This is a genomic window from Streptomyces sp. NPDC015661 (assembly GCF_043077765.1).
Taxonomy (GTDB): Bacteria; Actinomycetota; Actinomycetes; order Streptomycetales; family Streptomycetaceae; genus Streptomyces.
The window spans coordinates 15035-28016 of record NZ_JBIBST010000006.1 but is presented as its reverse complement, the minus strand read 5'-3'; the positions used below and the strand labels follow the sequence as shown (position 1 = coordinate 28016).

General features: G+C 71.5%; 11 protein-coding genes. 3 read left to right on the top strand and 8 right to left on the bottom strand.

Annotated elements, in window-relative coordinates; genetic code table 11:
* Positions 1-23 precede the first annotated feature (23 nt).
* Positions 24-668 carry an HAD family hydrolase gene (locus tag ACF07V_RS17245; protein ID WP_392154965.1) on the top strand — a complete coding sequence of 215 codons (645 nt, stop codon included), beginning with the start codon at positions 24-26 and terminating at the stop codon, positions 666-668.
* 25 nt (positions 669-693) lie between these two features.
* Here the strand turns inward: ACF07V_RS17245 and ACF07V_RS17240 are convergent, their stop codons facing one another.
* The 8 genes from ACF07V_RS17240 to ACF07V_RS17205 form a co-directional block, all read right to left on the bottom strand.
* Positions 694-1734, bottom strand: a complete 1041-nt coding sequence (locus ACF07V_RS17240) for a vWA domain-containing protein (RefSeq protein ID WP_392155619.1) — start codon at positions 1732-1734, stop codon at positions 694-696.
* A gap of 102 nt (positions 1735-1836) precedes the next feature.
* The gene (locus ACF07V_RS17235; RefSeq protein ID WP_392154963.1) at positions 1837-2694 is read right to left on the bottom strand and encodes an ABC transporter permease; all 858 of its coding nucleotides are present in this window, start codon (positions 2692-2694) and stop codon (positions 1837-1839) included.
* Entirely contained in the window at positions 2691-3800 is a 1110-nt protein-coding gene (locus ACF07V_RS17230) for an ATP-binding cassette domain-containing protein (RefSeq protein WP_392154961.1), read from the bottom strand. The genes ACF07V_RS17235 and ACF07V_RS17230 overlap by 4 nt, the downstream gene beginning before the upstream one ends.
* A 123-nt stretch (positions 3801-3923) precedes the next feature.
* Positions 3924-4079: a VenA family class IV lanthipeptide gene (locus ACF07V_RS17225; RefSeq protein ID WP_167352188.1), complete on the bottom strand. Its 156-nt coding sequence runs from the start codon at positions 4077-4079 to the stop codon at positions 3924-3926.
* A gap of 197 nt (positions 4080-4276) precedes the next feature.
* Positions 4277-6976 (bottom strand): class IV lanthionine synthetase LanL, encoded by a 2700-nt coding sequence (lanL, locus tag ACF07V_RS17220; protein WP_392154959.1) that lies wholly within the window; start codon positions 6974-6976, stop codon positions 4277-4279.
* 172 nt (positions 6977-7148) lie between these two features.
* Entirely contained in the window at positions 7149-7808 is a 660-nt protein-coding gene (locus tag ACF07V_RS17215) for a CoA transferase subunit B (protein WP_392154957.1), read from the bottom strand.
* Positions 7808-8584: a CoA transferase subunit A gene (locus tag ACF07V_RS17210; RefSeq protein WP_392154956.1), complete on the bottom strand. Its 777-nt coding sequence runs from the start codon at positions 8582-8584 to the stop codon at positions 7808-7810. Before ACF07V_RS17210 ends, ACF07V_RS17215 begins: the two co-directional genes overlap by 1 nt.
* Positions 8585-8755: 171 nt before the next feature.
* A complete protein-coding gene (locus ACF07V_RS17205) occupies positions 8756-10252 on the bottom strand; it encodes a PHB depolymerase family esterase (protein ID WP_392154955.1) in 1497 nt (498 codons plus the stop codon).
* Positions 10253-10570: 318 nt separating this feature from the next.
* Between ACF07V_RS17205 and ACF07V_RS17200 the strand changes: the two genes are divergently transcribed.
* Both ACF07V_RS17200 and ACF07V_RS17195 read left to right on the top strand, forming a co-directional pair.
* A complete protein-coding gene (locus ACF07V_RS17200; protein ID WP_392154953.1) occupies positions 10571-11365 on the top strand; it encodes a 3-hydroxybutyrate dehydrogenase in 795 nt (264 codons plus the stop codon).
* 79 nt (positions 11366-11444) lie between these two features.
* Positions 11445-12809 (top strand): MFS transporter, encoded by a 1365-nt coding sequence (locus ACF07V_RS17195; protein ID WP_392154952.1) that lies wholly within the window; start codon positions 11445-11447, stop codon positions 12807-12809.
* Positions 12810-12982: the final 173 nt, after the last annotated feature.

Here is a 12982-nt window from a genome sequence, read left to right as displayed (position 1 = left end):
GAGCGGAAGGCCAGAGTGTTCGGATGTCCGAGACCTGTGTGATCTTCGATATCGGCGGCGTGCTGGAGTTCACGCCGGAAACGGGATGGATCAAACGGTGGGAGGAGCGGCTGGAACTGCCGTTCGGGACGGTGAACGAGCGGATGCGGGACGTGTGGGTGGCCGGCAGCGTCGGGACCATCGGTGAGCACGATGTGCACGCGGCGGTGGCGTCACGTCTGGGTCTCGACGGCCCGCACGCCGAGGCCTTCATGGCCGATCTCTGGGCGGAGTATCTGGGGACCCCGAACAACGAGCTCATCGAGCACGTCCGAGGACTGCGCGGCCGGTGCAGGCTCGGCATCCTCAGCAACAGCTTCGTCGGCGCCCGTGAGCGGGAGACGGCGCTGTATCGCTTCGACGAACTGGTCGAGCGGATCGTCTACTCGCACGAGATCGGTGTCGAGAAGCCCGACCCGCTCGCCTTCGAGGCGGCCTGCGCCGGCTTGGACGTGCGGCCGGAGAACTGCCTCTTCATCGATGATGTCGCGGTCAACGTGGAAGCGGCCCGGGCGGTGGGCATGCAAGCCCATCTGTTCGAGGACAACGCCCGGACCATCTCCCGCATCGCAGCGCATCTCGACGGCGAAGGGCGACGCGACCGCGCATCACGAGCCCTCGCCGAATGACGCGTCTCCGCCGAATGGCGATGCGTCAGACCATGAGGAGAAGTCGTGTCTGGGCGACCAGCTTCCGATTCACGCTGGTGCTCTGCACGAAGATGGTGAAGTCGTCATTGTGGTCCGGCTTGACGCGCGTCTCCACATTCGGAAGACCGAGCAGGGAACGGGCCTGGGGGCCCGTGTACACCCGGTCCGTCTTCTTCTCCAGTACCGCGATCTGCTTTCGCGCCTGAATCTTCTCCGGCTTGCTCAGCTGGTAGTACGCACAGCCCGTGCGATAGGTGTGCCCGGATTCGACGACCCATTCCCGGATCGCCGCGTCACGGGCCACCGGAATCAGCTGGTACGCCGACGGATCCGCCGGGGTGAGACCGGCCGCCTCGATGGTGTCCTTGTTGACCGCGTCCGCGCCCGTGGAGAACACCGCCCGCGATCCACGGATTCCCTTGGTGCGTCCCACCATGAACTTCTCGGTGGCCTCCTGGATGACCTGCCCGGCCTCCTCCAGGCCCTGGGTGCTCGTGGCGTCCCAGATGGCGATGTTCTCCTTGGGGAAACCGCAGTTCATCGCCTCGCGCTTGCCCATCTGGTCCGGTACGAGCACGGCGAGGGTCCAGTTGTCCTCCTGGCCCTGGATCATCTCGGCCACGGCATCCACCAGTTGACGCGCATTGCGGCTCGGGGTGCCGGGGCAGCGGTGACTGGCGTTCTCCTGGCCGTCCGTCAGGACGAAGGTCAGGAAGCTGTGGTCGCCGTACAGCTGAGCCGTCTGCGCCAGCTCCCGCTGCGATTTCAGCGCGGCCGCCAGAAGGGCCGTCATTCCGCCGGTCCGGTACATCTCCTTCAGCGACGGCATGCGCAGCACGTCCTTGTCGTAGATGACGCACTCCACCTTGTCCGCGAAGACGTACACCGTGACTCGCGTTTCCTGGTCGAGTTCCCTCGACCGGCGGGCAAGATAGGCGATCTGCTGATCGGCGACTTCCACGACCTTCCGGCTCAGATGCGACATGGACGAACTGGCGTCCAGCACAAGGGCGACGTGGTTGATGTAATTCTGCTTTCCGGACAAGACAGGTTCCCCCTCATTCCGTCGTGGTGGTTCCACCCTCTCATCCACCACTGACAATCGACCTCGGGCGCCGAGGCGGGGGAAAACCCATGGCGCCGACGGTCATTCGGGACGGTTGAAGCGGTGCGCGGCCCACAGCAGGGCGAGGACGCCGCCGGCCAGGAGGAGAACCGCTTCGAGGAGAAGGGGTGGTGGCCCGCCGGCCCACTCGATGCCGGCGGCGGCCGCCCGGTCCGGTACCCGGAGGGCGATCGTGCGGCGGAGGAGGTCGACCGCGTACGCGAGGGGGTTGACGTCGGACAGCGCGCGGACCCAGCCGGGCAGAGCCGTGAGGGGGAAGAAGCCGCCCGAGAGGAACAGCAGCGGCATCATCACCAGACCGAGCAGCGTGTGGAACGTCTCGGCCCTGCGCAGCCCCACGGCCAGTGCCAGCGCCAGGGCGGTGATGGTGAAGGACGCCAGGACCATGCCGGACAGCAGCAGCACCAGGAGGAGAGGGTCGTACGGCAGGCCCGCCACGCCCGCCAGGCCGAGCAGGACGGCCCCCTGCACGGTGGCGGTCAGAGTACCGCCGGCGCAGCTTCCCAGGAGCAGGGTGGAGCGGCGCACCGGTGCCATGAGGAGCTCGCGCAGATAGCCGCTCTCCCGGTCGGTGATCAGCCGGATCCCGACCATGATGGCGGGCGTCTGCACCGTCATCATCAGCATGCCGGGGAAGAGGTACGTCTGGTAGCCGACCCCCAGGGAGGACTGGGGGATGAGGGCGGCCAGTCCGCCTCCCAGGATGAAGAGGTAGAGCACGGGGTGGAGCAGCATCAGCGCCGTGTGGGTGCGCTGGCCGGCCAGACGCAGCAGATCGCGGTGGACCAGGGCGTGGACCGCGCGCAGTTCGTGCCGCAGACGAGGGGTGGCCTGCTCCGCGGCGGGGGTCTCCGACGCCTTCCGTACCAGGGTGGTCATCGGCCGCCGCCGGTCTCCGCCGCGGCCCCGGCCACGGGGGTGGCGGCCCGCCGAACGGGGCGTGCGGCGTCCAGGCTGCGCCCGGTGTGGTGGAAGAAGACGTCGTCGAGCGTGGGCGGGGTCGCCGAAGCCGCGTGCACCGCGATGCCGCCGGCCTCCAGGGCCGCGCACAGCCGGGGGATCCAGCCGCTGCCGCCCGGAACCCGCAGGCAGATGCCGTCCGCGTCCACGGTGACGGCACGGTCGGGCGGCACGATCCTGCGCACGACGTGCTCGGCCACCGGGTCGTCGCCGGTGCGCAGAACGACCCGGTCGTCCCCGATCGCGGACTTGAGCGCGAGAGGAGCGCCCTGTGCCACCAGCCGGCCGCGGTCGATGATGGCGAGGCGATCGCAGTTCTCCGCCTCCTCCAGGTAGTGGGTGGTGACGAACAGGGTGCTGCCGTGCCTCTCCCGCAGGGCGCGCAGGTGCTCCCAGACCTGGGCCCGGGCGTGCGGGTCGAGCCCGGTGGTCGGCTCGTCCAGGAACAGCACACCGGGGGCGTGCAGCAGCTGGCGGGCGATCTCCAGGCGGCGGCGCATGCCGCCGGACAGGGTGCGTACGGGGGAGCGGCGCCGGTCGGCGAGACCCGCGGTCTCGAGTACGTCGGCGGTGCGTCCGCGGGCTTCGCGGCGGGACAGACCGTAGAGGCGGGCGTGGATGTGGAGGTTCTGTTCGGCCGTCAGGTCCGGGTCCACGGCGCTGTGCTGGAACAGCATGCCGACCCGGCGCCGTACCTCGTGGGGCTGGGTGAGGACGTCGGCACCGGCCACGGTGGCGTGACCGGAGGTGGGGCGGGCGAGGGCGCACAGCATGGCGATGGTGGTGGACTTCCCCGCGCCGTTCGGACCGAGGAAGGCGAACGTCTCGCCCTGTGTCACATCCAGGTCCAGGCCGCGTACGGCGTGGGTGGTCGTGCCGTCCGGTCCCGGGTAGCTCTTGACCAGACCGCGCGTGCGGATGGCGTACGCGGGGCCGGACGGGGGGTGTGGGGCGTGCGGGCTCGCGGGCGCGGCCGTCCTGAGGGCCGCCGGGGCGAGCTCGTCATCACCGGCGTGTCGCTGCATGGGGTCTGGGTCCTCGTCTCCGCGTTCGCCGCGTCCGCGGCCACTGGTGCGTGCCGCTCTTCCTCTCGGTGCTCCGGCCGGCGGCTGCCCGGGACAGCCGCCGGCCGGATGGTGCCGGCCGTCCTACGCGCAGCTGACGCCGATGCAGACCGTGTTGAGGAGGGTCAGCAGGCCGACGCACTCACACGTCGCGGCGAACGGCGCTCCGTCGACGCCGACGGGGTCGGTCTCCGGAAGGGCGTGCAGACGGGCCAGCAGTTCGAGGTCCTGGTTCTCCATGGGATCTTCCTTCTTTCTGTGATGGCGGCAGCACTGCTCTGCCGCTCGACCCGGCGTCCGGTCGAGCCGACGCCGGGAGTCTGTGGGGAGGTGAGACGGGGGCGAGGCACGGAGAGGCGCGGAGAGACCTGTGACCGATGCGGCAGGCTCTCCCGGGCGGGAGACCTGTGACCGATGCGGCAGGCTCTCCCGGGCGCTCAATCCGACTGCTCGACGATCCAGTGCCGGGGGCTCCTGCGACGGACCCGCAGGAGGAAGGCGAGGATCCCGGCGGATCCGTCGCTCCAGCTGGTCGAGACGTCCCCGTACTCGTTGGGGAACACCACCTGCTCCCGGCGGCGGGCTCTTTCGGCCAGGAGGAGGCCGGCCAGATCCTCGGCCATGTCCTCGTGGACGCGCTCTCGCGTGGCGTCCGCCATGTCGAGGAGGAAGTCGCCGTTGCCCGCGAGCCCGTGGCACTGGGTGAGTGCGGCGCGGGAGGCGCGTTCCGTGACGGCGTGGGCGCTGCGGCGGGCGAGCTCGCCGAACCTGTCGTCGCCGGTGGCCCGCCACAGCCGGACGAGGAAGGTCCCGATGCCTGCCGAGCCGTGGCACCAGTAGGGGGCCGTGGGCACGTCACCGGCCTGGGCGGGCCACTGGGCCGCATCCCCGGTGCGTACGGCGGCGGCCAGGAGGTCCTCGCCGATCTCCAGTGCCAGTTCCCGGTGTTCGGGATGTCGGGAGAGGTCCGCGGCAGCGAGCAGGAAGCACCCGATGCCGGCCGTTCCGTGCGCGAAGCCGAGGTAGCGTTTGCCGCCCTCCGGGGCGTCGGCCTCCCCGGGCACGGCCCAGCCCACTCCCGCGGGCTCACGCGTGACGGCGGCGGTCAGTCGGTCGGCCGCGTCGACGGCCAGTTCGGCGAAGCGCGTGTCCCCGGTGCGCTGCCACAGGTGGAGGGCGGCGAGGCCGCTGCCCGCGGTGCCGTGGGTGATGTCGTGATGGGGTGTCACCTGTTGTGGGGCCAGGGCCAGGGCCACCGCGTGGTCGACGAGCCGGCGGTCGTCGACGGCGCGTCCGGCGTCGTACAGCGCCCAGGCCGTGCCACGGCCGCCGAAGTGCAGGCCGGGGCGCGGGGAGCGGAGGTCGGTGCGGTCCGCGATCCAGTGACCCGCGGTGGAGAGCAGGCCGGGCAGGCGCGGGTCGCCGGTGAGTTCGAAGGCGCGCGTCAGTACGGCCAGGACACCGGCGGCGCCCTGCTGCACGGTGCAGGGGTCGCTCTCCCCGGCCTGGGTCGACACGGGCCACAGCCGCCGGTCGTCGGCGGGAGTCATCGAGTCGACGAGGTGGTTCACGAGCCCGGCCACCACCTCGTCGTGCACCACCTCGTCGTGCACCACGTCGTCGTGCACCACGCCGTCGTGCGCCGACCGCACGGCCATGCCTCGTGCCACCGGGCCCGTCGGACCCGCCGTCCGCAGGACCGCGCGGGCCGCGGCCGGATCCCATCGCTCGGCGGGATCGTCGCGCATCAGCCCGAGGATCATCTCCACCAAGCCGTACCGGAGTCGGAGCGGGCCGGTGCAGGCCTTCAGCCAGGCGGCGAGCCGCTCCTCGGCAGGCCGGCCGCCGGGCTCCTCGGGCAGGAGGTTCGGCACCTTCCCCGCCAGGACGAAGCAGATGGTGGCACCGAGACTGTAGTAGTCGGCCGTCGGGGAGACGGGCGCGTCGGCCAGGCGCTCGGGCGCGCTGAACCCGGGCGTTCCCACGCGGGTCGGCAGCGCGGTCTCGTCCTCCAGGACGGCGAGCTCCAGGTCGATGAGGCGCAGTTCACCGTCCGGACGGACCATGACATTGCCCGGTGTGAAGTCCCGCAGGACCAGGCCGCGGGCGTGTGCCTCCGCCACCAGGTCCACCAGGCGAGCGACCTGCGCGAGGGCGTCGGCGCGGTAGCGCTCGCCTCCCGCGTCGCGGAAGTGCTCGGCCACCCAGGTGCGCAGCGTCACGCCCGGCACCTCGTCCTGGGCCAGGAACAGATGCCCGCCGTGCTCGAACAGCGCCACGGCCTCCGGGGCGAGCCCCGTGCCCCTCAGCTTCTCCAGCGTCCTCGCCTCGGCACGCAGCCAGTCCCGTACGTCGGCGCCGGAGGCATCGCCCTCCACGTGCGGCCGTGCCTCCTTGATCACCACGCCGGCGCCCGTACGGGCATCGCTGCCCCGGTACACACCGCCCTTGTTCGTCTGCCGGATCGCCTCCCGCACCGCGAAGCGGCCACCGAGCACCACCGGACGGTTCGTCGCGTCCCCGCCGCGCGGCGCCACCGGCACCACGGCGGGGAACGGACACTCGGCCCAGGGCGGCGGGGAGTACTGGCCGGTGCGCCTGTCCTCCACGGGGTTGCCGTCCGGGTCCTCGATGAACCACACCAGCAGCCCGTAGTCCGAAAGCCGCCGCCGGCCGACGAACGACCCGTAGCGGTAGTGCACCAGGCTGCGCACGGCGTACGGCTGGTCGGACAGGATCCGGGGGCCGGCGAGGCCCGCCGTGGCGCCGTGCAGCTCCTGGGCGAGCGCGGCCGCCTCCGCGTCCGAACGCGGGTAGACGGTGATGAACTTGCCCGAGCTCCCCCGCGGCGTCGCACGGGAGTTGAGAGCACCGACCTGCTCCAGGGAGCGGACGAACTTGAACCCCGACCTCTCCCGCAGCAGCACGCCCAGGGCCCGGGTGAGGACCGCCGGAGCGGAGGCGGTCGTGGCCGAGACGTGCAGCTTCCATCCCTGCGCACGCCGCGTCCCGGCCACGGGCGCGACCCTGCACCACATCTCGTCCGCCTCGACCGCCCAGCGCGCACCCGTACCCGTGGCGTGCAGCGCTCGGCGGAGGAGGTCTTCCAGCTCGACTTCGGTAGCGTGGCTCGTCATTGCGTGTCCCTCTCAACGGTGAGAACCGCTGACGGGAAGGTGCCCGATGACATAAACAGACCAACACGCGGACACCCGGATTCACTTCATTCAGCGAGCGCGCGACGTGGTAGCGCCGCCAAGAGGCGCGCCCGGCGCAGCGAGCGGCGCACGCATGCGAATCCCACCGGCTTCACGACGCCCGTACGGCTCCGAGGCCGGCGGGCACCTTCAGGCCCGCGTCCGTCGCGGCCCGGACCTCCTCGACCGTGACGCCGGGCGCGAGTTCGACGAGGGCGAAGCCGTCGGGGGTGATGTCGAGGACGGCGAGGTCGGTGATGACGCGCTGGACGACGGCCCGGCCGGTGAGCGGCAGGGTGCAGGTGTCGACGAGCTTGGGGGTGCCGTCCTTGGCGGTGTGTTCCATGAGGACGATGACGCGTCCGGCGCCGTGGACGAGGTCCATGGCCCCGCCCATGCCCTTGACCATCTTCCCGGGGATCATCCAGTTGGCGAGGTCGCCGGCGGAGGAGACCTGCATGGCGCCGAGGATCGCGGCGTCGATGTGGCCGCCGCGGATCATCCCGAAGGACAGGGCGGAGTCGAAGAACGAGGCGCCGGGCAGGGTGGTGACGGTCTCCTTGCCCGCGTTGATGAGGTCGGCGTCGAGTTCGTCCTCGGTCGGGTAGGGGCCCACCCCGAGGATGCCGTTCTCGGACTGGAGCACGACCTCGATGCCGGGCGGCAGGTGGTTGGGGACGAGGGTGGGGAGTCCGATGCCGAGGTTGACGTAGGAGCCGTCGGTCAGTTCCCGGGCGGCGCGGGCCGCCATCTGCTCGCGGGTGAGGGCCATCAGGCGTCGCCTTCCTGTCGGACGGTGCGGCGCTCGATGCGCCGTTCGGCGGCGGGGTCGCCGGGGGTGACCCGGACGACGCGCTGGACGAAGACGCCGGGGAGGTGGACCTCGTCGGGGTCGAGTTCGCCCGGCTCGACGAGGTGGTCGACCTCGGCGACGGTGATCCGTCCGGCCATGGCGGCCAGCGGGTTGAAGTTGCGGGCCGAGGAGCGGAAGACGAGGTTGCCGTGGCGGTCGCCGATGGTGGCGCGGACCAGCGCGAAGTCGGTGGTGATGCCGTGCTCCAGCAGGTGCGGGCGGCCGTCGAAGTCCCTCGTCTCCTTGGCCGGTGAGGCCACCGCGACCGTGCCGTCGGAGGCGTATCGCCAGGGCAGTCCGCCCTCGCCGACCTGGGTGCCGGTGCCGGCGGGGGTGTAGAAGGCGGGAATGCCGGCGCCGCCGGCCCGCAGCCGCTCCGCGAGCGTGCCCTGGGGGACGAGTTCCACCTCCAGCTCTCCGCTGAGGTACTGGCGGGCGAACTCCTTGTTCTCGCCGACGTAGGAGCTCGTCATGCGGGAGATCTGTCCGGCGGCGAGCAGGAGGCCGAGGCCCCAGTCGTCGACGCCGCAGTTGTTCGACACGATCCTGAGGTCGCGCACCTGGCGCTGCCACAGGGCGTCGATGAGTGTGCCGGGTATGCCGCACAGCCCGAAGCCGCCCACCGCGAGCGAGCTGCCGTCGGAGAGGTCGGCCACCGCCTCCGCGGCACTCGCGACTGTCTTGTCCAGACCCATACAGGTCCCTTTCCCTCGGGCAGCCGGGCCGACCTTGCTGGTCAGAGCGGGTGCCAGTACAACCGACGGGCAGCGAGCCTAGGCAGGCCGCAGAGGCGGGACCATGGCTGTCGTCCACACATCGACCCCGGGGGAGGTGGTGGTGACCACCTCCCCCGGGGCGGGCCAGGCTCAGGCCGAGCAGCCGGAATCCGCCACGACGTAGTAGCCGGGCGCGGTCTGCTTGAGGGTGTGTGTGGTGAAGGTGTTCCACAGCCCCATGGCCTGACCCGAGCCCGTGGCGTAGGTGTAGCCGCCGCTCTGTGTGGCGCGCCCGGCGGCCACGTGGTCGTAGTTGCCGGCCGTGTGGCAGGTGGGCGTGAAGCCGGTGGTGGTCGCGGTCACGGCCGCCGAGACCGCGCCCGTCGCCCCCGAGGCGTCGACGGCCGCGACGGTGTACCCGTACGAGGTGCCGGTGGCGAGACCGGTGTCGGTGTAGGCCGTCGAGGAGGCGGTGCCCACCTTCGTGCCGGCACGGTAGACCTCGTACGAGGTCGCTCCGGCCACCGCGGTCCAGCTCAGGGACACGGTGGTGTCGGTGGCCGAGGTGACCGCGAGTCCGGTGGGGGCGGGCAGGGATCCGGGGCCGGGTTCCTGCCCGGCGTCGCCGTCGAGACCCCAGAAACGGGCGGTGTGGTAGCTGGAGCAGATGGTGTCGAGGTAGTACGTGCCGGTGGTGCCGCACTGCTCCGGGCCGGCGCCCGGGTCGACCGCGAGGCCGTGCTTCATGCCGGAGATCGAGTAGACCCGCACGGCGGGCTTGCCGGAGACGTCGTCGTACTCGCTGAGAGTGGTCCCGCCGGAGAGGCTCTCGGTGCGGGTGGGCGTCTGGCCGATGCCCCACACGTTCGTCCACTGGTCGCGCAGCTCGGTGGCGTTGGCCGGTACGACGGTGGTGTCGGCGGTCCCCTGCCAGATGGCCACCCGGGGCCAGGTGGTGGTGCCGGCGGGTGCGGCGGAGCGCACCAGGTCGCCCCACTGCGCGGGCGTCCTGTTCGGCGGGCTGTACATGCAGGTGTACGCGGCGGACACGCTGGTCGCGCAGGAGGCGGGCAGTCCGGAGTCGATGGAGCCGCCCGCGAAGACGTCGGGGTAGGCGGCGAGCATGTTCGCCGTCATGCCGGCGCCCGCCGACAGACCGGTGATGTACACCCGTCGGCTGTCGCTGCCGTACTGGGAGACGGCCTTGTCGACCATCTGCTTGATCGACAGGGCCTCGCCCTGACCGCGCGTGCTGTCGCCCGAGTCGAACCAGTTGAAACAGGAGTTCTGGTTGTTCGCGCTGGTCGTCTGGGGGAGGACGAGGGCGAACTTGTACTGGTCGGCGAACTTCGGCCAGCCGGAGTTGGCGTAGTAGTCGCTCGCGCTCTGCGTGCAGCCGTGCAGGGCGACCACGAGCGGCGCGCCGGCCGGCAGCGCGTCGGGGGCGTAGGCGTACATGGACAGATTGCCCGGGTTGGAGCCGAAACCGGTGACCTGGGTCAGGCCCGCGGCCGAGGCCTGCGGGCCCACGGCGACCAGGCCACCGGTCAGGGCCAGGGCCCCCGCGGCGGCGGTGGCCCAGCGGCGGATGCCTCCGACGAGGCGGCGGCTCCTCGCGAAGCGGAACGGAGGGTGCGGCTGTCCCATGACGACTGCCTCCTGTGGTGGTGAACGTGGGGAGCACCGGCCGATGCCGGTGTGAGGCCGGGCGGTCGGTGTGGCGTGCATCATGGGCGCGGCCGCGCCGGCGCAGACATGGGCGGGACACCCAGCCTTGGACAGGGCCCTGTGTGATCGCGATCCATGGCCGTCCGTGCGGCGACCCGGGTACCGGTCGTCTCGGTCCCGCTGTCGTCCGGCTGTGGTTCCGCTTCTCGCTATGGCGGAAGCCACCACTCATGGCCAGTGGTTTGTAGGGGCCGATGACATGGGACGGGCCCCAGGCCCTCCCTACTGTTTCCGGCCATGACGAACACATTTCCCCCTCCGGTTCCGCTGCCGCCGCCCGCCGCGGCGCTCGACCTGAGCGGTCGCACGGCCCTCGTGACCGGCGGCGGCAGCGGCATCGGCCGGGCCTGTGTGCTCGCCCTGGCACAGGCGGGGGCCACCGTCCACGTCGTCGACCGGGACGCCGAGGCCGCCAAGGCGAGCGCGGAGATCGCCGGCGGTCAGGCCCACGTGGCCGACCTCGCGGACGCCGCCGCCGTCGACCTCCTGCCGGCCGAGGTCGACATCCTCGTCAACAACGCCGGCCTCCAGCACGTCGCCCCGCTCACGGACTTCCCCCCGGAGCGCTTCGAACTCATCCAGAAGGTGATGGTCACCGCCCCGTTCCTGCTCATGCGCAGGACGCTGCCGCACATGTACGGGCAGGGCTGGGGTCGGATCGTCAACATCTCCAGCGTCCACGGACTGCGCGCCAGCGCCTACAAATCCGCCTACGTCGCCGCCAAGCACGCCCTGGAGGGGCTGAGCAAGGTCGCCGCGATCGAAGGCGCCCCGCACGGAGTCACCAGCAACTGCGTCAACCCCGGCTACGTCCGTACTCCCCTGGTCGAGGGCCAGGTGCGGGACCAGGCCGCCGCCCACGGCATCAGCGAGGGCGATGTCCTCTCGAACGTCATGCTGGCCCGCTCGCCCGTCAAACGGCTCCTGGAGTCGGAGGAGGTGGCCGCCGCCGTCCTGTGGCTCTGCGGCCCCCACTCCGGCTACCTCACCGGAACCTCCCTGCCGCTCGACGGCGGCTGGACCGCCGGCTGAACCACCGCCCTGAACGGCCCCTTCACGGGCCACCCGCACCACCCCGTCCCGTCCCCCCTTGCGAAAACCCGGTGAACCCATGTCTGACACCACCCCGCCGAGAGGCGGCATCGGCCGCATCGTTGCCGCGAGTCTGATCGGCACGACCATCGAGTGGTACGACTTCTTCCTGTACGGGTCGGCCGCCGCCCTGGTCTTCAACATGCTCTTCTTCCCCAGCGCCGACCCGCTCGTGGGCACCCTGATCGCGTTCATCACGTACGCCATCGGCTTCGCCGCCCGACCGCTCGGCGGCATCGTCTTCGGCCACTTCGGCGACAAGATCGGCCGCAAGAAGCTCCTGGTGGTCAGCCTCCTCATGATGGGCGGCGCGACCTTCGCGATGGGCCTGCTGCCCACGTACGAGACCCTCGGCGCGGGAGCACCGGTCCTGCTGACCGTGCTGCGCCTCGTCCAGGGCTTCGCGCTGGGCGGCGAATGGGGCGGGGCCGTCCTGATCGTCTCCGAGCACGGCGGCGACAAGCACCGCGGCTTCTGGGCCTCCTGGCCGCAGGCCGGCGCCCCCGGCGGCAACCTCCTCGCCACCGGCGTCCTCGCCCTCCTCGCCGCGTTCCAGTCGGAGGAGGCCTTCCAGTCCTGGGGCTGGCGCGTCCCCTTCCTGCTCTCCGGCGTCCTCGTGGTGATCGGCCTGTGGATCCGCGTCTCGGTCTCCGAGTCCCCGGTCTTCCTCGCCGCCCAGGCCAAGGCGGAGGCCGCCGCCGCGCAGGGCGTGAAGGAGAAGGCCCCCGTCGTCGAGGTGTTCCGCCGCAGCTGGCGCGAGGTGCTGTCCGCCATCGGCACCCGGTTCGGCGAGAACATCTCGTACTACATCCTGACCTCCTTCCTCCTCGTGTACGTCACCGTCCACCTGGAGCTGCCCAAGAGCACCGCCCTGAACGCCGTCCTCATCGGCTCCGCCGTCCACTTCGTCACGATCCCCCTGTGGGGCGCGCTGTCCGACCGCGTCGGGCGCCGGCCGGTCACGCTGATCGGGTCCGTGGGCATGGCCGTGTGGGCGTTCGTCTTCTTCGGCCTCCTCGACACCGAGTCCTTCCCCGTGATCGCCCTGGCCGTCACCGCCGGACTGCTCCTGCACGGCGCCATGTACGGGCCGCAGGCGGCGTTCATCTCCGAGATGTTCGACACCAAGGTCCGCTACTCCGGCGCCTCCATGGGCTCCCAGCTCGCGTCGATCGTCGCCGGGGCGCTCGCCCCGATCATCGCCGTGGAACTCCTCAAGGACTACGGCTCCTCCACCCCCGTCAGCCTCTACCTCTGCCTGGCCGCCGTGATCACCACGATCACCGTGGCGGTCACCCGGGAGACCCGGGGCCGCGACCTGGGCAGCTCGCGGGAGGAGGAGCCGGCCACCGCCGCCGCGGTCCCCGCCGGCGACCGCGCGTAGCACCGCCGCGCCGCCCATGAGCAGCCCGGTCCGCCGCCAGGACGGCGAACGCGGCGGACCGGGCTCCGGGCGGTGCCCGGAGAACCCCGCACGGCACCCACGGCGCCCGGCACGTGCCCAGGTCGTGTCCAGCCCTGATCCGCCGGACGGGCCCCAGCCACCCCACCCGACCC

Coding starts and splice junctions, on each gene's coding strand:
- ACF07V_RS17245 (WP_392154965.1), top strand. CDS start 24: ATGTCCGAGACCTGTGTGATCTTCGATATCGGCGGCGTGCTGGAGTTC.
- ACF07V_RS17235 (WP_392154963.1), bottom strand. CDS start 2,694: ATGACCACCCTGGTACGGAAGGCGTCGGAGACCCCCGCCGCGGAGCAG.
- ACF07V_RS17230 (WP_392154961.1), bottom strand. CDS start 3,800: ATGCAGCGACACGCCGGTGATGACGAGCTCGCCCCGGCGGCCCTCAGG.
- ACF07V_RS17225 (WP_167352188.1), bottom strand. CDS start 4,079: ATGGAGAACCAGGACCTCGAACTGCTGGCCCGTCTGCACGCCCTTCCG.
- lanL (WP_392154959.1), bottom strand. CDS start 6,976: ATGACGAGCCACGCTACCGAAGTCGAGCTGGAAGACCTCCTCCGCCGA.
- ACF07V_RS17215 (WP_392154957.1), bottom strand. CDS start 7,808: ATGGCCCTCACCCGCGAGCAGATGGCGGCCCGCGCCGCCCGGGAACTG.
- ACF07V_RS17210 (WP_392154956.1), bottom strand. CDS start 8,584: ATGGGTCTGGACAAGACAGTCGCGAGTGCCGCGGAGGCGGTGGCCGAC.
- ACF07V_RS17205 (WP_392154955.1), bottom strand. CDS start 10,252: ATGGGACAGCCGCACCCTCCGTTCCGCTTCGCGAGGAGCCGCCGCCTC.
- ACF07V_RS17200 (WP_392154953.1), top strand. CDS start 10,571: ATGACGAACACATTTCCCCCTCCGGTTCCGCTGCCGCCGCCCGCCGCG.
- ACF07V_RS17195 (WP_392154952.1), top strand. CDS start 11,445: ATGTCTGACACCACCCCGCCGAGAGGCGGCATCGGCCGCATCGTTGCC.